Genomic DNA, 23,073 nt, shown 5'->3' with positions numbered 1-23,073 from the left:
CACACCGAGCGTGAGCGAGGTGCCGAGTGGTGGGGCAAGAGCCTTTTGGTTACTTTTGGGCTCCTTTCAAAAGTGACTCGCCGTAAGGGCGAAACCATAGGCAGCCGTTACCGCAGAAATGGATATGCCCCCAGTAAATAATTTCCAACCCTACTGACTTTTTTCTCCCCACCAAAGGTCAACATCCTTCAAGCACCTTTGAACCCAGGAGAACGCCCCCCATGACCACCCACAAGGCACTGTTGATCCTCCATGGCAAGCAAGCCCTCAACGAGGACGTGCGCACGGCCGTGCAGGCCCGGCGTGATCAGGGCTGGGAGCTGGCAGTCCGGGTGACATGGGAAGGCGGCGACGCCCAACGCCTGGTCAACGAAGCCCTGGACGGCGGCTACACGCACATCATCGCCGGCGGCGGCGACGGCACCTTGCGCGATGTGGCCGAAGCCATGGCCCAGGCCAACACCGATGCCAGCCTGTTGCTGATGCCCCTGGGCACCGCCAACGATTTCGCCAAGGCGGCCGGGGTGCCGCTGGAGCCCGTCGAGGCAATCAAATTGCTGGATGTGCCGGCCAGGTCGATCGACCTGGGCCGGGTCGGCGGGCAGGTGTTCCTGAACATGGCCACCGGCGGCTTCGGCAGCCAGGTCACCGCCAACACCTCCGAAGACCTGAAAAAGGTCCTCGGCGGCGCCGCCTACCTGTTCACCGGCCTGACGCGCTTCAGTGAGTTGAAAGCCGCGTATGGCGAACTGGAAGGCCCGGATTTCCACTGGAAAGGTGAGCTGCTTGCACTCGGCATCGGCAACGGTCGCCAGGCGGGGGGAGGGCACGAGCTGTGCCCGGAGGCACTGGCCGATGATGGCCTGCTGGACGTCAGCATCCTGCCGGCGCCCCAGGAGGTGGTCGGTACCCTGCGCGAGCTGATGAGCAATGGCTGGGGCCTGGACACCATGTTCGTGCGGGCACGCCTGCCGTGGGTCAATATCAAGGTCGCCCAGGGCCTGTACATCAATCTGGACGGCGAGCCGCTGGAAGGCGACGACCTGCACTTCGAGGTCATGCCCAAGGCCTTGCGCGTGCACCTGCCGGTGAATTCGCCGTTAGTCGTCCAGGCTGATGATCTGCTCGCGCACGGCGAATAACACCAGGCCCGCCACGTCGAAAATCTGCAGGCGTTTCATGATTTGCGAGCGGTGCGCTTCTACCGTCTTGATGCTCAGGCCCAGGCCGTGGGCGATTTCCCGGGTGGACTTGCCGCGCACGATCAGGCGCAGGATCTCCAGCTGGCGGGCCGTGAGGTTATGGCTATGGCCGGCAGGCGTGGTCGGCCCCTGGCCACGTACCAGCGCCTGATTGATCACGGTGTGGGCGATCGCCGGGCTCAGGTAGCGCTCGTTATTGCGCAAGGCCAGCAGCGCATGCTCCAGCTCGTTGGCAGTGGTGTCCTTGAGCAGGTAGCCGTGGGCGCCGGCCTCGAGCGCGCACATGATCAGCTCCGGGTCGGTGTGCATTGACAGAATCAGCACCTTGCCCTTGGGGTAGACGCGCTTGAGTTGCTGCAAGGCGTCCAGGCCGCCGGTGTGCTTCATCGACAAGTCCAGCAGCACGATGTCGGGCTGCAACGCACTGAACTGCTCCAGTAATTGCGCGCCGTCGCTGGCTTCGCCGATCACCGTGTAGCCGGGTATGTCCTGGACCAGCGCGCGTACGCCGGCCCTGATCAGTGCATGGTCATCCACCAGGAGTAATTTGCAGGTCACTCGAGAACCTTAGGGGAACTGGCCCGTTCGAGGGCGCGGGGCGCCCAGGGGAAAAGCGCGTCGATCCGTGTGCCTTTGCCTGGCTGGCTGCTGACGGACAAGGTGCCCCCCAACTGATCTATCCGCTCGGACATGCCGGCCATGCCCCGTTGGCCTTCCAGGCCGGGGTTGATCGCAGGCGAAAAGCCCTGGCCGTCATCGCAGATCAGCAGCGACAGGCCTTGGGGCAGGCGTTGCAGGCGCACCAGCAAATTGCGCGCCTGGGCGTGGCGCAGCATGTTGGTCACGGCTTCCTGTGTGATGCGAAACGCCGCCACGGCCATTTCTTCGGGGATACAGGTCAGCCGCTGCTGGCACTCCAGGCTCCAGTGCACCTGTGTGTTTTCCAGGGTCTTGAGCAGGTGCGCGCGCAGGCTGGCTTCCAGGCCCAGGCTGGCCAGCTGGCGCGGGTTAAGGATGGCCGAGACATCGCGGACCTTGGCCAGGGTCTCATTCAGGGTGTTGCACAGCACCGTGCATTGGCTTTGCAGGTCTTCCGGCAGGCGCCGCTTGAGCCATTCACTTTGCAGCTTGGCGGCGGTCAGCAACTGGCCGATATCGTCATGCAGTTCACGGCTCAGGCGGTGGCGTTCGTTTTCCTGCACTTGCAGCAGGCGATCGGCCAGTTCCTGGGGCTGGAACTTGATGGATTTGCGTGAGCGCCACTGTTGCAGGCCAACGACTGCAAATGTCGCCAGGTTGAGCAGCACGACCGCCAGCGGCAACGGTTCGGCGCTGGCATAGGCCACCAGGCTGAGCAGCAGCGAGCCCAGGCACAGGGCCAGGATCAAGCGACGAGCATGTTTGCGGGACACGGACCTGGCGAGGAGTGACTTGAGGTTGGCGTACATAGCGGATGGAGCCAATGAGGGTTCGCTGCGGGAAGACCGGTCACGGCGGCTGACAGGGCTTTGTGTGGGATGCGTGGCCGAATCGTTTTTATACATGATGAAGTTGAGTTACTTCGAGCGGGGCATAGTACCACCCCTGTAACCGTTGGTCGCCTGACACTTTGCTTCGCCCAACCATTATCCAGACAAATACCCTGAGAGGGTCTCAGAGTTTCAAGCGCTGGGAAGTTGTATAACTTAAGTTGGTTTGTATCGATATGTCCGTTAGTGGCTATTTGCTATTTATGTCTGTCGCTTTTAGATAACGGATGTATCGAATACGACCTGTTGCAGGCTCAGGGTGCGTGATGCGCGCGTTGCTGGGGCCTGGCAATGTAGTCCTTTTGCGGAATCTGCAGAGTGACCGTGGCAATCAACGTAGTTTGTTCGGTTTCATCCAGGGTCAGCAGGCCGGTCTTTGCATCGATAAGTTCCAACTGCCATGCCAGCAATGTCAGGCAATCATGCAAGGCATCGAGTGCTTGATCGTGCAGTTGCAAGGGGTTCTCGGCATTGTCGATCAAGTACTGGATATGCCGCGAAAACTCGCTGATCGCTCGCAGGGCGAGGGCATCGGCTTTCTCGGCAAGTTTGACCAGGCTGATTTTCATGCAGTCGATGGCGTCGCTGTCATTGCGAATCAGATGCAGATGACTCAGGCACTCTTCTGACTTGGCCAGCAGCTGTTCAGCCTCATGCAAGAACTCAGGAAGTGCAAGTTGCCACTCGTTACCGTCGTTCATCATGCAAGTCTCCGCAACTTAAGGTCGGGTGATGAAATGTCGCACCGGGTGAATGGCTTAAAACTAGCGCTGAAATATGACTGGAATCTGTAGCTTGCTTCTGAGATTTCAGTAGGACGTTTATTTAAATGACGGCGACGGCTGTGCGTTGCCCTCATGAGCGGGGTCAATTGCACACCTTCAGTTGCCACGACGTGAATGTCTGGAAGGCCTTTGGGCCGAGGGCTAGGGATGGCGAACAAAAGCCTGACTCCATTCATGCATTGAGAATGGCGTCACATTAATGGCTATTAGATATTGCGAATATCAGGTTGGGCCCGATTGCGCATAGGGGAATCCCTTACAGGGCGGAACCTTGCGTCGATTTGAATGTCACGCAACGCCGCCGAACCGCCGTATGAAGGGGCATGCGCAGTAAACCATGATGTCAGTGTGACATCAATGAATTTACGTGGCATTTTACAGGGGTCAAGGTCTGGCGTTCGCCGCCGATAACAAGCCTTAAGTGAGCTGCACAATCCCTTACGCATCAGGAGCTTTCAATGGCCGGCATTCTCGACACGGTAGATCAACGCACGCAACTGGTGGGTGAGAATCGCCTGGAGATCCTCATGTTTCGCCTGGCCGGACGGCAGTTGTTCGCGATCAACGTGTTCAAGGTGCAGGAAGTCCTGCAACTGCCCAAGCTGACCCTGATGCCCCAGCGCCATCCGTTTGTGTGCGGCGTGGTCAACCTGCGTGGCCAGACCCTGCCGGTAATCGACCTGTCCCAGGCGATCGGCATGCGCCCGCTGGTGCCGGGGCCGAACAGCACGATTATTGTCACCGAGTACAACCGTTCGGTGCAGGCGTTCCTGGTGGGCGGCGTGGACCGCATCGTCAACATGAACTGGGAAGCGATCCTGCCGCCGCCGGCCAGTGCCGGGCGCCAGCATTATCTGACGGCCATCAGCAAGGTCGATGACCAACTGGTCGAGATCATCGACGTGGAAAAAGTCCTCGCCGAAATCGTGCCGTACAACGCCAAAGTCTCCCGCGAAAAACTCGACGACCCGGTGCTGGAACGCGCCCGTGGCCGAGAAGTGCTGCTGGTGGACGACTCCAACGTGGCCTTGTCGCAGCTGCGCGACACCCTGGGGCAACTGGGGGTCAAGATGCACATCGCCAGCGACGGTCTCAAGGCGTTGAACATGCTCAAGGGCTGGGCCGACAGCGGCCAGGTGATGACCGACAAACTGCTGATGATCTTCACCGACGCCGAAATGCCCGAGATGGACGGCTACCGCCTGACCACCGAAATCCGCAACGATCCGCGTCTGCGCAGCCTCTACGTGGTGCTGCACACCTCGTTGTCGGGCAGCTTTAACGACTCGATGGTAAAGAAGGTCGGGTGCGACAACTTCCTCTCCAAATTCCAGCCCGACAAGCTGGTGGATGTGGTGCGTCAGCGACTGATGCTGGACGAAGTGCCGGCTTGACCTTAGGGTTGCATCTTTGCTCCTCAGGAATGCAGGCCCATGCTTCGTCTCAGCGCGTTGTACCGTTACCCCTTGAAATCCGGCAAGGCCGAAATCCTGCAACGGATCGGCCTGGATAAACTCGGGTTGGACGGCGATCGACGCTGGATGCTGGTGGACCAGGCCAGCGGGCGTTTCCTTACCCAGCGCGCCGTGGCCAAAATGAGTCAGATTTCGGCGCTGTGGAGCAACACCGGCGGCCTGACCCTCAGTTCGGCGGGTTACTCACCGCTCGACGTGGCGTTGCCGGGCAGCGACGCCGAATTGCGCGGCGTGACCATCTGGCGCGACACCCTGCGCGTACCGGATGCGGGCGACGCGGCCGCCGCCTGGGTCAGTGACTTCATCGGCAAGCCGACCCGCCTGGTGCACATCCCGCTGGAGCGTGCGCGCACCACGCAGCCCGGTTTTGGGCGCGATGATGACCAAGTGGCGTTTGCCGACGGTTACCCGCTGCTGGTGATCGGCCAGGCCTCCCTGGATGACCTCTCGCAACGCATCGGCCGGCCCATGGAGATGCTGCGCTTTCGCCCCAACCTTGTGATCGAAGGCAGCGATGCGTTTGCCGAAGACGGCTGGAAGCGCCTGCGCATCGGCGATGTCGAGTTTCGCGCGGTCAAGCCGTGCTCGCGTTGCATCCTCACCACCATCGACCCGCAGACCGGCGAACGCAGCCCTGACCGTGAGCCGTTCGCCACCCTTGAGGCCTATCGCAAGACCGAGGACGGCGCGATTTTCGGCCAGAACCTGGTCAACGACGGCGTAGGGCATCTGGAAGTGGGCATGCCGGTGACTGTCCTCGAATAATTGCCCGGGCCCATAAAAAATGCCCGTCTCCTGCGAGACGGGCATTTTTTTGACGGCTTGAACAATTAGCCGCGGTATTCGCACAGGTAAGCGGTGTCGACGGCGACCTTCAGCTGGAACTTGCTGTTGGCCGGTACGTGGAACTGGGTACCGGCGGCGAAGGTTTCCCAGTCGCTGGCGTCAGGCAGCTTGACGCTCAGTGCGCCGGAGACCACGTGCATGATCTCACGCTGGGCGGTGCCGAATTCGTATTCGCCAGGGGCCATTACGCCGATGGTCGCCGGACCTTCTGCGGTGCCGAAAGCGATCGACTTGACGGTGCCGTCGAAGTACTCGTTGACTTTAAACATGGGCGATTCCTCGGAAAAGGGTCTGGAAAGGTCGGCCAGTATGCCCAAGGGCAGGGGAGCTGCCTAGACCGGCAGAATCAGCGGCAGCAGGCGCGCGGTGTTGCGTGCATCCTCCAACGCCCGGTGTTGCTGGCCATTGAACTGCATCCCGGCCAATTGCAGCGCGCCGTTGAGCCCCAGGGGCTTGTCCAGGCGCCGGGCCTTGGCGAAGCGCTGCTTGAGGTTCACGTGCGGCGTCTGCGCCAGCGCGCTGCTCAGGGCATGGCGCTGCCACTCCAGCTCCAGCTGCACGCGGTCGTAGTCGCCCCAGCTGGCCCAGCCTTCCAGCCGGGTCTGGTGCTGGCCCAGCCAACGTTCGAACAGCGGCCAGACCTCGGTGATCGGCGCCGCCGTGTCGATATTCGCCTGGGTGATATGCGTCAGTTTGCGACAAAAGGGCGTCAGCAATGGACGGCGCAGCGGCCGGACAAAGCGCTGGAAGTGATCCAGCTCGCGGCCCTGGCGGTTCACCAGGCTCGCGCCGATCTCGATGACTTCCATTTCCGTCACGGGCCAGCCGCCGTCATCCGTTGTGGCTTCAAGGTCAATAATCAGCCAATGAGGCATCGTGCAGGTTCCCGTACTCTTCCCTTCCTGATGGGGATAGAGCGTAGCCTGACCGCGTAGTTCCCGCCCAGGCGGTTATTCGATCTCCAGCAAAATCTGGCGATTGCGCACCTGGTCGCCGGCAATCACCTGCACGCCTTTGATCACGCCGTCCATGCCGGCCTTCAGCGGATGCTCCATTTTCATGGCTTCGAGCACCAGCAGCAGTTGGCCTTTGGTGACGCTGTCACCGGCGCTGACCCGCACGTCGACGATGGCGCCGTCCATGGGCGCCTTCACCGTGCCGCTGCTGGCGTCGGCCTGGCGGCTGGCGACTTGCTGTGTGTGGTTGACCGCGCTGACGCCGGGCAGCCACAGCCGTGGGCCATCAAGGTGATAGGCGATGCGGCGGCGAATGCCGTTGAGCTGCACGGTTGCCCAGCGCCCGTCGGTGCTGAGGTGGCTGATGTCGATGCCATTGGCCTGCAGGTGGTGGTCGGCGAGCACGCTGATCGCCACTTCCTGAGTTTCATCGTTGACGGCCAGGCGATAGGTCCAGGGCACGCTGGCATGGTTGCGCCAGCCGGATAAACCGTGGCGATGCTGGCCAGCGCTGTGTTGATAAAACAGCGCGGCGGCCAGGGCGATCTGTTCTGCGCTCGCCACCTCGCGTGAAAGGTCGCTGAAGTGTTCGGCGATAAACCCGGTGCTGAAATGGCCGTCGACAAACGCCGGGTGCTTGAGCAGGTCGGCCAGCAGCCGCCGGTTGGTTTGCACACCCAGCAGCACCGTGTCTTGCACCGCGCGCAGCAACTTGCGCCGGGCCTCTTCACGGGTGGCGCCGTGGGCGATGATCTTGCCGAGCATCGGGTCGTAGAAGGGGCTGATGCGCTGGCCCTCCAGCACGCCATGGTCAACGCGCACGCCGGCTGCCGGCTGCCAGCGCAGTACCTCACCGGTTTGCGGCAAAAAGCCCTGCGCCGGGTCTTCGGCGTACAGGCGCACTTCCATGGCGTGGCCGCTCAGGGTCACGTCGGCCTGGGTCAGCGGCAAGGGCTGGCCGGCGGCGATCTGCAGTTGCCAGTCCACCAGGTCGAGGCCGGTGATCAGCTCGGTCACCGGGTGTTCCACTTGCAGGCGCGTGTTCATTTCCAGGAAGTAGAACTGGCCGCTGCGGTCGAGCAGGAACTCCACGGTGCCCGCGCCGAGGTAATTTACTGCACGCCCGGCCTTGAGCGCGGCTTCGCCCATGGCCTGGCGCAGCGCGGTGGTCATGACCGGGCAGGGCGCTTCTTCGATGATTTTCTGGTGACGCCGCTGGATCGAGCAGTCGCGTTCGCCCAGGTAAATCAGATGGCCGTGGCTGTCGCCGAATACCTGGATTTCGACGTGGCGCGGGTCGATCAGGGCCTGTTCGAGGATCAGTTCGTCACTGCCAAAGGCGTTCATCGCCTCGGAGCGAGCGGTGCGCAGGTGTTCCAGCAGTTGCGTGCTGTCATGCACCAGGCGCATGCCGCGCCCGCCCCCCCCGGCGCTGGCTTTGATCATCAGAGGGTAGCCGATGCGGTTGGCTTCCTGCTGCAAGGTGGCGTCGTCCTGGGCGCTGCCTTGGTAGCCGGCGATGCAGGGCACGCCGGCGTCGAGCATGGCGAGTTTGGACAGGCGTTTGCTGCCCATCAGTTCGATGGCTTCGGGGCTGGGGCCGATAAAGGTGATGTTGGCGTGTTGGCAGGCGCGGGCGAAGTCGGGGTTTTCGGAGAGGAAGCCGTAGCCGGGATGGATGGCGTCGGCGCCGGTTTTTTCGGCTGCGTCGAGGATGGCGGCTATGTTCAGGTACGACTGGTTGACGGGAGCGGGGCCGATGTTGATGGCTTCGTCGGCCATCTGTACGTGCAGGGCCTGGGCGTCGGGGTCGCTGTAGACCGCGACGGTGCGGTAGCCCAGGGCTTGGGCAGTGCGTTGGATGCGGCAGGCGATTTCACCGCGGTTGGCGATCAGGATTTTGCTGAAGGTGGGCATTGGGCTATCCCTTGGCTGACGGGGTGTTTGTTCGGGCCTCATCGGGGGCAAGCCCCCTCCCACAATTTGAAATGCGATCCAACGGGGATGGTGTCATTTGCACCACCCAGGCTTGCGCTTTTGCACAAACGCCTGCGTCCCCTCAATCCCCTCCACCCCCGTCACCGCCTCGACAAACCACTGCGCTCCACGGTCCAGCACCGCTTCAAGCGGTTCATCGACACTCGCCAGCAACAGCGATTTAGTCCGTGCGTTGGCGCCCGGCGCACACCGCAACACCTGCCCCAATACCTCATCCACACGTTCCGCCAAGGCCTGCGGGTCGCTCTCGGTGAAATGCACCACGCCCAAGCGCTGCGCTTCAATCCCGTCAAACCTGGCCGCCGTCAGTGCCAATCGCCGCGCCTGGGTCAAGCCGATACGCTTGACCACAAACGGCGCAATCTGCGCCGGCAACAAGCCCAGGCTGGTTTCCGGCAAGCCGAACTGCGCCTTGTGATCGGCAATTGCAATATCACTCACGCACGCCAGGCCAAACCCGCCACCGAGCACCGCGCCTTGCAGCACCACGATCACCACCTGTGGCACCGCTTCAACTTCTTGCAGCAATGTGCCAAACGCCCGGTTCAGCGCCTGGAGTTGATGACCCGCAGTCACCAGGTCCTTCACATCCGCCCCGGCGCAAAAATGCCCGCCGGCCCCGCTGATCACCAGCGCGCGCACCTGGCTGTCGAGCTGCGCCAGCACTGCGCGCAGTTCGTTGACCATTTCCAGGCTCATCGCGTTGCGGCATTCGGGGCGGTTGAGGGTGATATGCAGCACACCGTTATGCGGTTCCAGCAGCAGGGTGTTCATGATTTTTTCCCCGGCAAGGTGCCCATCAGTTTGCAGATGATGCCCAGCATGATTTCGTCGGCGCCGCCGCCAATCGACACCAGGCGTACATCGCGATAAGCACGGGCGACCGGGTTGTCCCACATAAAGCCCATGCCGCCCCAGTATTGCAGGCAACTGTCGCTGACTTCGCGGCCCAGGCGCCCGGCCTTGAGTTTGGCCATGGAGGCCAGGCGGGTCACGTCCTGGCCTTTGATGTATTGCTCGGTGGCCTGGTAGACCAGCGCGCGCAGGCACTCGATTTCGGTGGACAGTTCGGCCAGGCGAAAGTGGATCACCTGGTTGTCGATCAAGGCTTTGCCGAAGGTCTGGCGTTCCTTGCAGTAATCAATGGTGCTGTCGATGCAATGCTCCAGGCCCTTGATCATGTTGGCCGCGCCAAACAGGCGTTCCTCCTGGAACTGCAGCATCTGCATCATGAAGCCTGCGCCCTCATGGCCGATGCGGTTGCGCTGCGGCACGCGCACGCCGTCGAAGAACACCTGGGCGGTCTCGGAGCTGTGCATGCCGAGCTTTTCCAGGGGCGGGCTGACGCTGATGCCCGGCGTGTTCATCGGCACCATGATCAGCGACTTGTTGATGTGCGGCTTGTCGTCGGAGGTGTTGGCCAGCAGGCAGATAAAGTCGGCGCTGGGCGAGTTGGTGATCCACATTTTGCTGCCGTTGATCACGTAGTCGTCGCCGTCCTTGCGCGCATGGGTTTTCAGCCCGGCCACGTCGGAACCGGCGCCGGTTTCCGAGACGCCGATGCAGCCCACTTGTTCGCCGCTGATGGCCGGGCGCAGGAATTCTTCGCGCAGTTCATCGGAGCCGAAGCGGGCGAGGGCGGGGGTGCACATGTCGGTCTGCACGCCGATGGACATGGGGATGCCACCGCAGCGAATGCTGCCGAATTCCTCCGCGGCGACGATCGAGTAGCTGTAGTCCAGGCCCATGCCGCCGAATTTTTCCGGCTTGGAAATGCCCAGCAGGCCAAGGTCGCCGGCCTTGCGGAAAATGTCGTGGATGGGAAAGCGTCCGGCTTTTTCCCATTCATCCACGTGCGGGTTGATCTCACGGTCGACAAAGGCGCGGACGGTGCGGCGCAGTTCCTGGTGTTCCTGGGTAAAGATCATTGTTGTTGTTCTCCTGATCGTTAGAAACGCGCCACACCAAAGCTGTTGGGTTGCAGCTGCCGCACTTGTGCCTCATGGCAAATATCCAGCAGCAAACCCAGCAGCGTGCGGGTATCCCGAGGGTCTATCAGCCCGTCGTCCCACAGGTTCGCGCTGCCGTACAGCGCGGTGGATTGGCTGTCGAGTTTCTGCGCGGTGACCTGTTCGAGCATGTCCAGCACCTTGGGGTCCGGCACCAGGCCATCCTTCAATTGTTTGGCCTCGGTGACGATGCGCAGCACCTTGCCGGCCTGCGCGCCACCCATCACCGCCGTGCGGCTGTTGGGCCAGGCGAAGATAAAGCGCGGGTCCAGGCCGCGCCCGCACATCGCATAGTTGCCGGCGCCGTAGGAACCGCCGACCACCACCGTGAGTTTAGGCACCCGCGCATTGGCCACCGCCTGGATCATCTTGGCGCCGTGCTTGATCACGCCTTGCTGCTCCGCCTCGGTGCCCACCATAAAGCCGGTGGTGTTGTGCAGAAACAGCAGCGGCGTGCGGCTCTGGTCGCACAGCTGGATAAACTGCGCGGCCTTGCTCGCGCCCTTTGGCGTGATCGGGCCGTTGTTGCCGATTACACCCACGGCGCGACCCTGGACCTGCAAGTGGCCGCACACGGTGTGGGCGTCGAACTCGGCCTTGAACTCGAGAAACTGCGAGCCGTCCGCCAGGCGCGCGAGGATTTCGCGCACGTCGTAGGGTTTTTTCGGGTCATCCGGGATCAGCCCCAGCAGGTCGTCGATGGGGTACAGCGGCTCGGCATAAGGACGTGTTGGCGCTGGCGGCAGGCGATCATTCCATGGCAACAGGCTGACAATTTCACGCACGATGCGTACGCCGTCGGCATCGTTCTGCGCCAGGTATTCGGCGGTGCCGGCGGTTTGGGCGTGCATCTGGGCGCCGCCCAATTCCTCATCGGTGGCCACTTCGCCGGTGGCGGCCTTGAGCAGCGGCGGCCCGGCGAGGAACAGCTTGGCCTTGCCGCTTACCACCACCACGTAATCCGACAGCCCTGGCTGATATGCGCCACCCGCGGTGGCCGAACCGTGCACCACGGTGATCTGCGGCAAACCCATGGCCGACATGCGCGCCTGGTTGGCAAAACTGCGCGCGCCTTCGACGAAAATCTCCGCCGCATAGTTGAGGTTGGCGCCGCCGCTTTCGGCCAGGGTCACCACGGGCAGTTTGTTTTCCATGGCGATCTGTTGCAGGCGCAGGGATTTTTTCAGGCCCGTGGGGGAAATAGTGCCGCCCTTGATCGCGCTGTTATTGGCCACCACCAGCATGCGCACGCCGCTGACGTAGCCGATGCCGGCGATCAATCCGCCACCGGCCGCGCTGCCATCCTTGTCATCGTGCAGCTTGTAGCCGGCCAGGCCCGCCAGCTCGAGGAACGGCGCGCCCGGGTCGAGCAACAGGTTGAGGCGCTCGCGCGGCAGCAGTTGGCCGCGCTTGTCGAACTTGGGCCTGGCCTCCTGCGCCTTTGCCAGCAGGGTGTGTTCGAGCTGGCGCAGTTGCTGGATACCTTCGAGCATGGCTTCGCGGTTCTGCGCGAACTGCGGGCTGTGGCTATCGATCTGGCTTTCAATCACCGGCATGGCTTAATTCCCGTCTTTGAGCACGTCCGGCAGGTACGCGCGGTGAAAACCATTGAACGGCGCGCTCGGCGCCTGGGCCTTGTGCAGCGGCCAGGCGCGACTGCCCAGGCTGGCGGCGCCGTCGATGCGCAAGGTGCTGCCGCTGACAAACGCCGCAGCCGGGCTGAGCAGAAACACGATGGCCGCGCTGACTTCGGACTCGGTGCCGATGCGCTTGAGCGGCACGTGCTCACGCAGGGTCGGGATCACCGCTTTGAACGCGCCTTCGTAGGTGTCCATGCCGCTGGAGGCAATCCAGCCCGGCGCCACGGCGTTGACCCGCACCCCGGCGTAACCCCATTCGAAGGCGGCGGTCTTGGTGAAGTTGTCCATGCCCGACCGCGCGGCGCCCGAATGGCCCATGCCGGGCATGCCGCCCCACATGTCCGCGAGCATGTTGACGATGGCCCCGCCGTGCTTGCTCATGGATTGGTTGAACACTTCCCGTGCCATCAGGAAACCGCCGACCAGGTTGGTGCGCAGCACGGTTTCAAAACCCTTTTGATTGATCGACGCCAGCGGCGATGGATACTGGCCGCCGGCGTTGTTAACCAGCGCGTGGATCGGCCCGTGTTCGCGGATGATCTGCGTGACCAGCGCCTTCACCGCCTCTTCATCACGAATATCGCAGGCCTGCCAGTGGGCGACGCCGCCGTCTTCGGCAATTTCCGCCGCGACCTTCTGCAGTTTTTCCGGCTTGCGCCCCACCAGGATCACCCTGGCGCCAAGGGCGGCCAGCTCATGGGCGGTGCAACGGCCAATGCCACTGCCACCACCGGTGACGATCACGGTTTGCCCCAGGAACAGGTCGGCTTTGAAGATCGAGTCGAAGGCCACGGCGACAGTCCTCTAGGTAAGTTGGTCAGCAATGTGTTGCGGCACGGCGATCGGGATTTCCAGCAACTGTTGGGCGAAGGCCTTGCCTTGCGGGTCGATGCGCAGGCTGGCAATGCCGCCGCCGCCCAGGGCGTTTTCCAACAGGAAATTGAGGCTGTGGCTGCCGGGCAGGTACCAGCGTTCGACGCGGCCGTGCATGGGGTCGAGCACGTGGCTCATCCAGTCGACAATCACTTGCGGGGTCAGCACCTCAGCAATCCACGGCAGGTACTCGGGGGCACGCGCGATCACGCCGATGTTGCTGTGGTTGCCCTTGTCGCCGGAACGCGCCACGGCGAGTTTCACCAGGGGCACGCTGGCGTCGGCGCGGCCTTGGGGTTTGGGTGGGTCGACGGGTTCGGCGGGCAGGGTTGGGGCATCGGCAAGGGGCAGCGTGCAGGGGTGTTGCTGGCCCTGGAAGTCGATGACCGGCGCGCAGGCTGATTTATCGATCAGGAAGGAAAACAGCCGAATCAACGGGTACACCGTCGGCCGCCCGCCGACGATGCCGGTCAGCCCAGGCGCCATGCCGGTGGCCGCCTGGGCAATCTCGCGCGCGAACAGCACCAGCGCCGGTTTGGTCGGGTGCCGTACGGCGAGTTTCACCACCACCTCGCGGCAGTCCTGGCGTTTGGCGTGGGCGCCGTAGGTGGCTTCGCTGCCGAGCAGTTCGATATTCACCTCGGCGTAGGGCGCCCAGCCGCGCTGGCTGAACAGTGCCGAAGTCTTGTTGATGATTGCCTGGCTGACCCGTTCGGCCTTGGCCACTGCGTCAATGCCGGCGATCAGGCAACTGGCGGTGCACCGAAAGCCATCCGGCCAGGTGGCGCTGACCTTGTACTGGTCGGTCGGCGGCAGGCCTTTGGCGCCGTGCAGGCGCACGCAGTGTTTGCCTTGCTGCTGGACTTTGACCTGGCTGAAATCGCAGATCACGTCGGGCAACAGGTACGCACGCGGGTCGCCGATTTCATACAGCAGTTGTTCGGCCACGCTGAGTTCGCTGATCAGCCCGCCCGTGCCTTCGACCTTGTTCACGGTGAACTGGCCGTCGGCGCTGACTTCGACGATGGGAAAGCCGATGTGCTCGTAGTCCGGCACCTCGCGCCAATCGGTGAAGTTGCCGCCGGTGCACTGCGCGCCGCATTCGATGATATGCCCGGCCAATGCCGCCTGGGCGAGGCGGTCGTAGTCCTGCCAGGACCAGTCGAACTCATGCACCAGCGCCGCGCTGACCACCGCGCTGTCGACCACCCGGCCGGTGATGACGATATCCGCGCCGAGCGCCAGCGCCTGGGTGATACCCGGCGCGCCGAGGTAAGCATTGGCGGATACGCACAGCGGCGGCAATGGCGCGCCGTTGAACATATCGGTGATGCCTTGCAGGTGTTTGAGTTGGGGTTGCAGGTCGTCACCGAGCAGTACGGCAATTTTCAGCGGGATTCGAGCCTTGTCGCAGGCCGCTTGCAGGGCGGCCGCGCAGGCCTGGGGGTTGATGCCGCCGGCATTGCTGATCACGCGAATGCCCTGGCGCTGGATGTCTGCGAGCAGCGGCGTGAGCACCTCGACAAAATCCGTGGCGTAACCGGCCTGGGGATCTTTCATCCGCGCGCCGGCGAGGATCGACATCGTGACTTCCGCCAGGTAGTCGAACACCAGGTAATCCAGCGCACCGCCGTGCACCAACTGGGCAGCGGCGGTGCAGGTGTCGCCCCAGAAGGCGCTGGCGCAGCCGATACGTACCGTCTTGCTCATGAGAAATCCTTCCTCGAATGGCTGGTGTCGAGACTACCAAGCAAGCGCTTGGTTTGTAAACCGTGCGCACGAGTTTTACCCAAGCGCTTGCTTGGGTGGCTGCCACGGCCTAAATTGCCGGCCAAGACGTCAGTAGAAGTAAAGGAGAGAAACATGGATGAGCAAAAAGCCCTACGGGTGATGCGCACCATGGTCGATGCCGGCCAATTGACCGACCCCGACAGTGCGCGGGGCAAGTTGCTGCAAACCGCGGCTCACCTGTTCCGTAACAAAGGCTTCGAGCGCACCACGGTGCGCGACCTGGCGAGTGCCGTGGGGATTCAGTCCGGCAGCATCTTTCATCACTTCAAGAGCAAGGACGAGATCCTGCGCGCGGTGATGGAGGAAACCATTCACTACAACACGGCGATGATGCGCGCGTCGCTGGAAGAGGCGACCAACGTGCGCGAGCGCGTGCTGGCGCTGATTCGCTGTGAACTGCAGTCGATCATGGGCGGCAGCGGCGAGGCGATGGCGGTGCTGGTGTACGAGTGGCGCTCGCTGTCGGCCGAAGGCCAGGCCGAGGTGCTGGCGTTGCGCGATGTGTATGAGCAGATTTGGCTGCAGGTGCTGGGCGAGGCCAAGGCTGCCGGCTATATCCGGGGCGATGTGTTTGTCACCCGGCGCTTCCTGACCGGCGCCTTGTCCTGGACTACCACCTGGTTTCGCGCCGAGGGTAGCCTCACGCTTGAACAGTTGGCCGAAGAAGCCCTGCTGATGGTGCTGAAAGCCGATTGAGACGCAAGGTATTAATTTGCCGGTGGAAAGTTGTCTCGTCAGACAAAAACGCCTAGCTTATCGCCATCAGAGTATTCAACGGTGTGTGCCTCAATGTTTTCGCCATGGCGGCTGGCTGCAGGACTGACTTTTTGGGCACTGGGCACCGCGTGGTGGACGCCGGCTTCGGCTGCACAATGGGTGCGTATCGGCGCTGCACATTTCCCGCCCTACACCGTGCGCCCGGAGCAGGGCGCCGACACCGGTTTGCTGCCGCAACTGGTCGAAGCCTTGAACGCCGCGCAAACCGATTACCACTTTGTGCTGGTGCCCACCTCCATTCCGCGACGTTTTCGTGATTTGGAACAAGGCCGGATCGACATAGCCATCTTCGAAAACCCCGACTGGGGCTGGCAGAAGATTCCCCACATCAGCGTCGACATGGGCCTCGAAGATGCAGAAATTTTCGTCGCCCAGCGTCAGCCCGGTCGCGGCCAGGACTATTTCGCCGACTTGGCCGGCAAGCGCCTGGCAGTGTTCAGCGGTTATCACTACGCGTTCGCCAACTTCAATCCCGACCCCAAATACATGGTCGAACACTTCAACGCCACCTTGACCTACTCCCATGACAGCAACCTGCTGATGGTCGTGCGCGGGCGTGCCGATATCGCCCTGGTGACGCGCTCGTACCTGAGTGATTTCATGGTGCGTAATGCGGACATGGCCGGGCAGTTGCTGGTGTCGGAACGTATCGACCAGGTCTATCACCACTACGCCTTGCTGCGCCCGAAGGCGCCGATCACTGGCGAGGCGTTTTCCGCGCTGCTCAAGCGCCTTCGCGAGCGTGGCGAAATGCTGAAGATTTTCGAACCGTATCGCATCGATGTGATGCCGACGCCCTGAGGGCTAAATTTCCTACCTCCGCTCACGTCATTTCACCAAACGATTGATGACAATTGTGAGCGTCCCGCATGGTTCATCCCACAGACCTTTGCGACCTTTCCCATGGCGAAGTGCTACGGCGTTTCGATGCGCGGCTGGCGGCGATGGTGCATTACTTTTACCTGGGCCAGCCTGAGGCTGTCGACCCGGCTGTGCTCGCCGGGCCAGCGCAAAACCGTTGCCCGCATTGCTACAAGGAATTTGATATCGCCCACAAGCGTGCGGCGCTGCTGATTCTTGGAGGCCAATCGTTCCCGTCACCGGAAACGATCGTCACGCAGGTTTAGACCCTGCGTGCAAAGGTATCGCTGTGGCTGCCCGAGACCTTGCGGCAATGCACCAGTGCGTCGCGGATCATAAAGTTGACCAGGGTCGGCGATACGCCCAGCTCCTTGGCGATGTCCTTTTGCGGCACGCCGTGCAGGCGATACATCTCGAACGCGTAGCGAGTGCGTTGCGGCAGCTCGGTCAGGGCGTCGGCGATGTTTTCCAGGGTGTTGAAGTTGATGTGCGAGGTTTCCGGTGAAGCGCCGTGAATAACCACATTCAAGCCTTCCTCTTCGGTCCCGGAGTATTTGAGCTCCAGGGCCTGCTTGCGGTAGTGATCGATCGCCAGGTTGCGCACGATCTGGAACAGATAACTGAGCTGCGCCTTGAACGATGAGGTGATCGTAGGCGCCGATTGCAGGCGGAAGTAGGCGTCCTGCACGACGTCTTCGGCGCGCGAGCGGCACCCAGTAATGCGTGCCGCGATCTTCACCAGGATCAGTCGATTGTCGACGAATGCCTGGAGCAGTGGTGAGTCACACCTGCCTGTGGATACTTGTTCCGTCATGGAAATCACCTTGTTGCAAAGAGGTTAGGGGAGGGCGTCCTTGCTGAAGCCTCCTACACATCGGGCAACAAATTATGCTTAATGATAATGATTGTCAAATGAGAAGACGAACTAATCTTATGCTTTCCCGTTCGGTGTGAACCACGTCTCGCTTGTCTGCGCCGACTAATTATTTGCCGCTGCCGTCCGTTCTTCTGGGTGACAGGCCAGTTAGTAAAACGGCCAAGGATCAGCACCCGCAGGAGGGCGAAATGGGTTTTTATCGTGCACACAGCGTGTTGCAGTTTGGAGTCGTCGCTCGATGAATACGCCGACTCGACTGCGCCTGTTCTGCCTGCCCTATTCCGGCGCCAGCGCCATGGTCTATGCGCGTTGGCGCAGGGCCCTGCCGGACTGGCTGCAGGTGAGCCCGCTGGAATTGCCCGGCCGCGGCATGCGCATGGACGAGCCGCTGCAGCGCGATATCAAGGTGTTGGCGGCGCAGCTCGCGGAGGAAATCAGCCGCGACTTGGACGGCCCCTACGCCTTGTTCGGCCACAGCCTCGGCGGGCTGCTGGCCTTCGAACTGGCGCACGCGTTGCGTGAGCGCGGTGTGCCCGCGCCGCTGGCGCTGTTCGCTTCCGGCACGGCCGGGCCGGCGTGTCGCGATGTCAGCGAATACGCCATCGAAAAAACCGACGAGCAACTGATCGCCCGTCTGCGTGAGCTGCAGGGCACTGCCGAAGAAGCCCTGGCCAACCCCGAATTGATGCAACTGATGCTGCCGATCCTGCGCGCCGACTTCCTGCTGTGCGGCAGTTTTGCTTACGGCGAGCGTGAGCCGCTGGGCATGCCGATCCATGTGTTTGGCGGCAAGCAGGACAGCGTGCGCGCCGACCAGTTGCTCGACTGGCAGCTCGATGCTGCCAGCGGCTTTTCCCTGGACATGTTCGACGGTCACCACTTCTTTCTCATTCAGCACGAAAGCGCCGTGTTGCGCTGCCTGCGACGTTACGCCGACGAGCACCTGGCCCGCTGGCGCAATGGCGCGGCGCGGCAACTGGCCGCTGGCTGAACTCACCTCAAATCCCGAATTTCCCGTAAGCCGATTTCAGGCAGGAACCCCATGATGGACGCCTTCGAACTTCCCCGTACCCTGGTCGAGTCCCTTCAACGTCGTGCCGCGCAGACCCCGGACCAGGTCGCCCTGCGCTTCCTCGCCGAGTCCGCCGAGCACAGCGTGGTGCTCAGTTACCATGACCTGGACCAGCGCGCCCGCAGCATCGCCGCCGCCTTGCAGGCCAACGCGGCCTTCGGCGACCGCGCGGTGCTGCTGTTCCCCAGCGGCCCGGATTACGTCGCGGCGTTCTTTGGTTGCCTGTACGCCGGGGTGATCGCGGTGCCGGCCTATCCACCGGAGTCCACCCGCCGCCATCATCAGGAACGCTTGCTGTCGATCATCAGCGACGCCGAACCGCGCCTGCTGCTGACCGTCGCCAGTTTGGCCGATGGCCTGGCGCAGCTGGAAAACGCGCCGCCGGTGCTGAGCGTCGACAGCCTGGAGGCGCAGCTCGCCGAGCGTTGGGTCGGCCCCGAGCTGCATGCCGACGACATCGCCTTCCTGCAATACACCTCCGGCTCCACCGCGTTACCCAAGGGCGTACAAGTCAGCCACGGCAACCTGGTGGCGAACGAGGTGTTGATTCGTCGCGGCTTTGGCATCGACCTGAACCCGGACGATGTGATCGTCAGCTGGCTGCCGCTGTACCACGACATGGGCCTGATCGGCGGCCTGCTGCAACCGATTTTCAGTGGTGTGCCGTGCGTGTTGATGTCGCCGGCGTACTTCCTCGGCCGGCCATTGCGCTGGCTCGAAGCGATCAGCGAATACGGCGGCACCATCAGCGGCGGCCCGGATTTCGCCTACCGCCTGTGCAGCGAGCGGGTCAGCGATTCGGCCCTGGAGCGCCTGGACTTGAGCCAATGGCGCGTGGCCTATTCGGGCTCCGAACCGATCCGCCTCGACACCCTGGAACGCTTCGCCGAGAAGTTCGGCGCCTGCGGTTTCAGCTCGAAGCATTTCTTTGCCTCCTATGGCTTGGCCGAGGCGACGCTGTTTGTCGCCGGTGGCCGTCGTGGCCACGGCATCCCCGCGTTGCGCGTGGACGAATACGCCCTGGCCGCCAACCGCGCCGAGCCGGGGCAGGGCAGCGCGATCATGAGTTGCGGTACCAGCCAGCCGGAACACGCGGTGCTGATTGCCGACCCGCAGACCTTGCGCGAACTGGCCGACAACTGCGTCGGCGAGCTGTGGGCCAGCGGCCCGAGCATCGCCCACGGTTACTGGCGCAACCCGGAAGCCACCGCCAAGACCTTCGTGCAACACGCCGGCCTTACCTGGCTGCGCACCGGTGACCTGGCCTTTATCCGCGACGGTGAGGTGTACATCACCGGGCGCCTAAAAGACCTGCTGATCGTGCGCGGTCACAACCTCTACCCGCAGGACATCGAGCAGACCATCGAGCGCGAAGTGGAAGTGGTGCGCAAGGGCCGGGTCGCCGCCTTTGCGGTGAATGACCAGGGCCTGGAAGGCATCGGTATCGCTGCGGAAATCAGCCGTAGCGTGCAGAAAATCCTGCCGCCCGAAGCGCTGATCAAGGCGATCCGCCAAGCGGTGGCCGAGGCGTATCAGGAGGCCCCGAGCGTGGTGGTGTTGCTCAACCCTGGCGCCTTGCCGAAGACTTCCAGCGGCAAGGTGCAGCGCGCGGCGTGCGGTTTGCGCCATGCCGATGGCAGCCTTGACAGCTATGCGCAGTTCCCCGATTTGCACGTTCAAGCGAGCGATGCCGTACTGGAGTCCGACCTGCAAAACCAGATCGCCGCGATCTGGTGCGAGCAATTGCAAGTCGCCACGGTGGCCGCCGATGACCACTTCTTCCTGCTCGGCGGTAACTCCATCACCGCCACCCAAGTGGTTGCACGCCTGCGCGAAACCCTCGGCCTGGAGCTGAACCTGCGCATGCTGTTCGAAGCGCCGACCCTCGCTGGCTTTGCCGCCAATGTCGCGCAGTTGCAGCAGGACGGCGGTGTCGCCCAGGGCGCGATTCAGGCCTTGTCGCGCCAGGACGACCTGCCGCAATCCCTGGCGCAGAACCGCCTGTGGATCACCTGGCAGCTGGACCCACAGAGCAGCGCCTACACCATCCCCGGCGCCCTGCGCTTGCGTGGCGAACTGGACGAAGACGCTGTGCGCGCCAGTTTCCAGCAGTTGATTCAGCGCCACGAAGCCCTGCGCACACGCTTCTACGAGCGCGACGGCCAGGCCTTCCAGCGTGTCGATGCGCACGTGGATTTCGACCTGCAGGTCATCGACCTCAGCGACCTCCCTGCCGCCGAGCGTGAAGCCCGCGCGCAGCAGATCCGCGAGGACGAAGCACGCACCCAGTTCGACCTGGAAAAAGGCCCGCTGCTGTGGGTAACGCTGGTGCGCCTGGACGATGAAGATCACCAGTTGCTGGTGACGCTGCACCACATCATCGCCGATGGCTGGTCGCTGAATATCCTGATCGACGAGTTCTCGCGCTTGTATGCCGCTGCGAGCCAGGGCCAGACCCTGGCATTGCCGCCGCTGGCCCTGCAATACGCCGACTACGGCAGTTGGCAGCGCCAATGGCTGGCCGAAGGCGAAGGCCAACGCCAACTGGCGTACTGGAAGGCGCAATTGGGTGAGGAGCATCCGCCCCTGAGCCTGGCCACCGATCACCCGCGCTCGGCGCAGCAACGCCATAGCGCGTCGCGCCACAGCGTGCGGTTGAGCGTCAGCCTCAGCGAAGCGATTCACCACACCGCCCAGGCCAATCAATCAACGCCTTTTATGCTGTTGCTGGCCGCCTTCCAAAGCCTGCTCTACCGCTACAGCGGCCAGCGCGATATCCGCATCGGCGTGCCCAATGCCAACCGCCCACGCCAGGAAACCCAAGGCCTGATCGGCTTCTTCATCAACACCCTGGTGCTGCGCGCCGAGCTGGATGGACGCCAGCCGTTCACTCAACTGTTGGCCGCTACCCGCGCGGCGGCGTTAGGCGCCCAGGCGCATCAGGATCTGCCGTTCGAGCAACTGCTCGAAGCCTTCCCCCAGGCTCGCGAACAGGGCTTGTTCCAGGTCATGTTCAACCATCAGCAACGCGACCTGGGCGCCTTGCGCCGCCTGCCGGGCATGCTCGCCGACGAGCTGCCTTGGCACAGCCGCGAAGCCAAGTTCGACCTGCAATTGCACAGTGAAGAAGACCGCAACGGGCGCCTGAGCCTGTCGTTCGACTACGCCGATGAACTGTTCGACAGCGCAACCATCCAGCGTCTGGCCGAGCATTTCATCAACCTGCTGCACGCCGTGTGCGAGCAACCGCAACGGGCCATCGGCGACCTCGCGCTGATGCCGCAAGACGCGCAGCAACCCTGGAGCACTGCGCCTTGCGCGCCGGCCCGGCAGTGGCTGCCCGAATTGCTCAGCCAGCACACCTCGGACCACACCGCGCTGGTCTGGCAGGACGGCAGCCTGAGCTTCGCCCAACTGCACACCCAGGCCAACCGCCTGGCCCATTACCTGCGTGACAAAGGCGTCGGCCCGGACGTGTGCGTGGCTATCGCCGCCGAGCGTTCGCCGCAACTGTTGATCGGCCTGCTGGCGATCATCAAGGCGGGCGGCGCCTACGTGCCGCTGGATCCGGACTACCCGACCGAGCGCCTGGCCTACATGCTCAAGGACAGCGGCGTGCACCTGCTGCTGACCCAGACCGCGCTGCTGGACCTATTGCCGGCCACCGAAGGCGTGTGCGTGATTGCCATGGACAGCCTGCACCTCGACAGCTGGTCGACTCAGGCGCCGGGGCTGCACCTGGATGGCGACAACCTCGCCTACGTGATCTACACCTCCGGTTCCACTGGCCAGCCCAAAGGCGTGGGCAATACCCATGCGGCGCTGGCCGAGCGCTTGCAGTGGATGCAGGCCACTTACCAACTCAATGACACCGACGTGCTGATGCAAAAGGCGCCGATCAGTTTCGACGTGTCGGTGTGGGAGTGTTTCTGGCCGTTGATCAGCGGTTGCCGTCTGGTGCTGGCCGGCCCCGGCGAACACCGCGACCCGCACCGCATTGCGCAATTGGTGCAGCAGCACGGGGTGACCACGCTGCACTTTGTGCCGCCGCTGTTGCAGCTGTTTATCGATGAACCGCTGGTGGCCGAATGCACCAGCCTGCGTCGCCTGTTCTCCGGCGGCGAAGCCTTGCCTGCCGAGTTGCGCAACCGTGTATTGGCGCAGTTGCCGGCCGTGCAGTTGCACAACCGTTATGGCCCGACCGAAACCGCGATCAACGTCACCCATTGGCACTGCACGGCTGAGGACGGCGAGCGTTCGCCGATTGGCCGGCCGCTGGGCAATGTGATCTGCCGCGTGCTCGACGAGCAGCTCAACCCGCTGCCGGCCGGGGTGCCGGGCGAACTCTGCATCGGCGGCATTGGCCTGGCGCGCGGCTACCT

The 23,073-nt window shown here is 62.9% G+C and carries 20 protein-coding genes; 8 read left to right on the top strand and 12 right to left on the bottom strand.

The window, feature by feature from the left end:
• Window positions 1-221 precede the first annotated feature (221 nt).
• Window positions 222-1,142 carry a lipid kinase YegS gene (gene yegS / locus WBR57_RS19765; protein ID WP_424085811.1) on the top strand — a complete coding sequence of 307 codons (921 nt, stop codon included), beginning with the start codon at window positions 222-224 and terminating at the stop codon, window positions 1,140-1,142.
• Here yegS and WBR57_RS19760 read toward each other — a convergent pair.
• The 3 genes from WBR57_RS19760 to WBR57_RS19750 form a co-directional block, all read right to left on the bottom strand.
• The gene (locus tag WBR57_RS19760) at window positions 1,101-1,760 is read right to left on the bottom strand and encodes a response regulator (RefSeq protein ID WP_424085809.1); all 660 of its coding nucleotides are present in this window, start codon (window positions 1,758-1,760) and stop codon (window positions 1,101-1,103) included. The genes yegS and WBR57_RS19760 overlap by 42 nt on opposite strands.
• Window positions 1,757-2,650 (bottom strand): sensor histidine kinase, encoded by an 894-nt coding sequence (locus tag WBR57_RS19755; protein WP_424085813.1) that lies wholly within the window; start codon window positions 2,648-2,650, stop codon window positions 1,757-1,759. The genes WBR57_RS19760 and WBR57_RS19755 overlap by 4 nt, the downstream gene beginning before the upstream one ends.
• Window positions 2,651-2,985: 335 nt before the next feature.
• Window positions 2,986-3,435 carry a hypothetical protein gene (locus WBR57_RS19750; protein ID WP_424085807.1) on the bottom strand — a complete coding sequence of 150 codons (450 nt, stop codon included), beginning with the start codon at window positions 3,433-3,435 and terminating at the stop codon, window positions 2,986-2,988.
• 539 nt (window positions 3,436-3,974) lie between these two features.
• On the opposite strand from WBR57_RS19750, the gene WBR57_RS19745 reads away from it, so the two are divergent.
• Together WBR57_RS19745 and WBR57_RS19740 are read left to right on the top strand one after the other, a co-directional pair.
• Window positions 3,975-4,910 (top strand): chemotaxis protein CheV, encoded by a 936-nt coding sequence (locus tag WBR57_RS19745; protein ID WP_122542455.1) that lies wholly within the window; start codon window positions 3,975-3,977, stop codon window positions 4,908-4,910.
• A 39-nt stretch (window positions 4,911-4,949) separates the two neighbouring features.
• Window positions 4,950-5,756 carry an MOSC domain-containing protein gene (locus WBR57_RS19740; RefSeq protein ID WP_424085804.1) on the top strand — a complete coding sequence of 269 codons (807 nt, stop codon included), beginning with the start codon at window positions 4,950-4,952 and terminating at the stop codon, window positions 5,754-5,756.
• 65 nt (window positions 5,757-5,821) lie between these two features.
• Here the strand turns inward: WBR57_RS19740 and WBR57_RS19735 are convergent, their stop codons facing one another.
• The 8 genes from WBR57_RS19735 to WBR57_RS19700 all read right to left on the bottom strand — a co-directional run bounded on the left by WBR57_RS19735 (window position 5,822) and on the right by WBR57_RS19700 (window position 15,023).
• Window positions 5,822-6,106 carry a pyrimidine/purine nucleoside phosphorylase gene (locus WBR57_RS19735; RefSeq protein ID WP_424085803.1) on the bottom strand — a complete coding sequence of 95 codons (285 nt, stop codon included), beginning with the start codon at window positions 6,104-6,106 and terminating at the stop codon, window positions 5,822-5,824.
• Between the two features lie 63 nt (window positions 6,107-6,169).
• On the bottom strand, window positions 6,170-6,712 hold the full coding sequence (locus WBR57_RS19730; RefSeq protein WP_122542449.1) for an exonuclease domain-containing protein: 543 nt from the start codon (window positions 6,710-6,712) through the stop codon (window positions 6,170-6,172).
• Window positions 6,713-6,787: 75 nt separating this feature from the next.
• Window positions 6,788-8,710 carry an acetyl/propionyl/methylcrotonyl-CoA carboxylase subunit alpha gene (locus WBR57_RS19725; RefSeq protein ID WP_424085801.1) on the bottom strand — a complete coding sequence of 641 codons (1,923 nt, stop codon included), beginning with the start codon at window positions 8,708-8,710 and terminating at the stop codon, window positions 6,788-6,790.
• 93 nt (window positions 8,711-8,803) lie between these two features.
• On the bottom strand, window positions 8,804-9,565 hold the full coding sequence (locus WBR57_RS19720; RefSeq protein ID WP_424085799.1) for an enoyl-CoA hydratase/isomerase family protein: 762 nt from the start codon (window positions 9,563-9,565) through the stop codon (window positions 8,804-8,806).
• Window positions 9,562-10,719 (bottom strand): citronellyl-CoA dehydrogenase, encoded by a 1,158-nt coding sequence (atuD, locus tag WBR57_RS19715; protein WP_424085797.1) that lies wholly within the window; start codon window positions 10,717-10,719, stop codon window positions 9,562-9,564. The genes WBR57_RS19720 and atuD overlap by 4 nt, the downstream gene beginning before the upstream one ends.
• Before the next feature lie 20 nt (window positions 10,720-10,739).
• The gene (locus WBR57_RS19710) at window positions 10,740-12,356 is read right to left on the bottom strand and encodes an acyl-CoA carboxylase subunit beta (RefSeq protein ID WP_424085795.1); all 1,617 of its coding nucleotides are present in this window, start codon (window positions 12,354-12,356) and stop codon (window positions 10,740-10,742) included.
• Window positions 12,357-12,359: 3 nt separating this feature from the next.
• Window positions 12,360-13,232 carry an SDR family oxidoreductase gene (locus WBR57_RS19705; RefSeq protein ID WP_424085793.1) on the bottom strand — a complete coding sequence of 291 codons (873 nt, stop codon included), beginning with the start codon at window positions 13,230-13,232 and terminating at the stop codon, window positions 12,360-12,362.
• Between the two features lie 12 nt (window positions 13,233-13,244).
• Window positions 13,245-15,023: an acyclic terpene utilization AtuA family protein gene (locus WBR57_RS19700; RefSeq protein WP_424085791.1), complete on the bottom strand. Its 1,779-nt coding sequence runs from the start codon at window positions 15,021-15,023 to the stop codon at window positions 13,245-13,247.
• A 153-nt stretch (window positions 15,024-15,176) separates the two neighbouring features.
• On the opposite strand from WBR57_RS19700, the gene WBR57_RS19695 reads away from it, so the two are divergent.
• The 3 genes from WBR57_RS19695 to WBR57_RS19685 all read left to right on the top strand — a co-directional run bounded on the left by WBR57_RS19695 (window position 15,177) and on the right by WBR57_RS19685 (window position 17,008).
• Window positions 15,177-15,800, top strand: coding sequence for a TetR/AcrR family transcriptional regulator (locus WBR57_RS19695; protein WP_424085789.1), 624 nt, complete (start codon window positions 15,177-15,179; stop codon window positions 15,798-15,800).
• 93 nt (window positions 15,801-15,893) lie between these two features.
• Window positions 15,894-16,682 carry a substrate-binding periplasmic protein gene (locus WBR57_RS19690; protein ID WP_424085787.1) on the top strand — a complete coding sequence of 263 codons (789 nt, stop codon included), beginning with the start codon at window positions 15,894-15,896 and terminating at the stop codon, window positions 16,680-16,682.
• A 68-nt stretch (window positions 16,683-16,750) separates the two neighbouring features.
• The gene (locus WBR57_RS19685) at window positions 16,751-17,008 is read left to right on the top strand and encodes a hypothetical protein (RefSeq protein ID WP_424085785.1); all 258 of its coding nucleotides are present in this window, start codon (window positions 16,751-16,753) and stop codon (window positions 17,006-17,008) included.
• On the opposite strand, the gene WBR57_RS19680 is transcribed toward WBR57_RS19685, so the two are convergent.
• A complete protein-coding gene (locus WBR57_RS19680) occupies window positions 17,005-17,556 on the bottom strand; it encodes an RNA polymerase factor sigma-70 (RefSeq protein ID WP_005789991.1) in 552 nt (183 codons plus the stop codon). The genes WBR57_RS19685 and WBR57_RS19680 overlap by 4 nt on opposite strands.
• Before the next feature lie 301 nt (window positions 17,557-17,857).
• Between WBR57_RS19680 and WBR57_RS19675 the strand changes: the two genes are divergently transcribed.
• Both WBR57_RS19675 and WBR57_RS19670 read left to right on the top strand, forming a co-directional pair.
• The gene (locus tag WBR57_RS19675) at window positions 17,858-18,610 is read left to right on the top strand and encodes a thioesterase II family protein (RefSeq protein WP_424085783.1); all 753 of its coding nucleotides are present in this window, start codon (window positions 17,858-17,860) and stop codon (window positions 18,608-18,610) included.
• A gap of 51 nt (window positions 18,611-18,661) precedes the next feature.
• On the top strand, window positions 18,662-23,073 hold a 4,412-nt coding region (locus WBR57_RS19670), incomplete at its 3' end, for an amino acid adenylation domain-containing protein (RefSeq protein WP_424085781.1).

The organism is Pseudomonas sp., from assembly GCF_049590575.1.
Lineage (GTDB): Bacteria > Pseudomonadota > Gammaproteobacteria > Pseudomonadales > Pseudomonadaceae > Aquipseudomonas.
This window is presented reverse-complemented; position numbering and strand designations above follow the sequence as displayed.

Bases quoted from the DNA above. Each gene is read 5' to 3' on its own strand.
- yegS (WP_424085811.1), top strand. From the start codon at position 222: ATGACCACCCACAAGGCACTGTTGATCCTCCATGGCAAGCAAGCCCTC.
- WBR57_RS19755 (WP_424085813.1), bottom strand. From the start codon at position 2,650: ATGTACGCCAACCTCAAGTCACTCCTCGCCAGGTCCGTGTCCCGCAAA.
- WBR57_RS19750 (WP_424085807.1), bottom strand. From the start codon at position 3,435: ATGATGAACGACGGTAACGAGTGGCAACTTGCACTTCCTGAGTTCTTG.
- WBR57_RS19745 (WP_122542455.1), top strand. From the start codon at position 3,975: ATGGCCGGCATTCTCGACACGGTAGATCAACGCACGCAACTGGTGGGT.
- WBR57_RS19740 (WP_424085804.1), top strand. From the start codon at position 4,950: ATGCTTCGTCTCAGCGCGTTGTACCGTTACCCCTTGAAATCCGGCAAG.
- WBR57_RS19735 (WP_424085803.1), bottom strand. From the start codon at position 6,106: ATGTTTAAAGTCAACGAGTACTTCGACGGCACCGTCAAGTCGATCGCT.
- WBR57_RS19730 (WP_122542449.1), bottom strand. From the start codon at position 6,712: ATGCCTCATTGGCTGATTATTGACCTTGAAGCCACAACGGATGACGGC.
- WBR57_RS19725 (WP_424085801.1), bottom strand. From the start codon at position 8,710: ATGCCCACCTTCAGCAAAATCCTGATCGCCAACCGCGGTGAAATCGCC.
- WBR57_RS19720 (WP_424085799.1), bottom strand. From the start codon at position 9,565: ATGAACACCCTGCTGCTGGAACCGCATAACGGTGTGCTGCATATCACC.
- atuD (WP_424085797.1), bottom strand. From the start codon at position 10,719: ATGATCTTTACCCAGGAACACCAGGAACTGCGCCGCACCGTCCGCGCC.
- WBR57_RS19710 (WP_424085795.1), bottom strand. From the start codon at position 12,356: ATGCCGGTGATTGAAAGCCAGATCGATAGCCACAGCCCGCAGTTCGCG.
- WBR57_RS19700 (WP_424085791.1), bottom strand. From the start codon at position 15,023: ATGAGCAAGACGGTACGTATCGGCTGCGCCAGCGCCTTCTGGGGCGAC.
- WBR57_RS19695 (WP_424085789.1), top strand. From the start codon at position 15,177: ATGGATGAGCAAAAAGCCCTACGGGTGATGCGCACCATGGTCGATGCC.
- WBR57_RS19690 (WP_424085787.1), top strand. From the start codon at position 15,894: ATGTTTTCGCCATGGCGGCTGGCTGCAGGACTGACTTTTTGGGCACTG.
- WBR57_RS19685 (WP_424085785.1), top strand. From the start codon at position 16,751: ATGGTTCATCCCACAGACCTTTGCGACCTTTCCCATGGCGAAGTGCTA.
- WBR57_RS19680 (WP_005789991.1), bottom strand. From the start codon at position 17,556: ATGACGGAACAAGTATCCACAGGCAGGTGTGACTCACCACTGCTCCAG.
- WBR57_RS19675 (WP_424085783.1), top strand. From the start codon at position 17,858: ATGAATACGCCGACTCGACTGCGCCTGTTCTGCCTGCCCTATTCCGGC.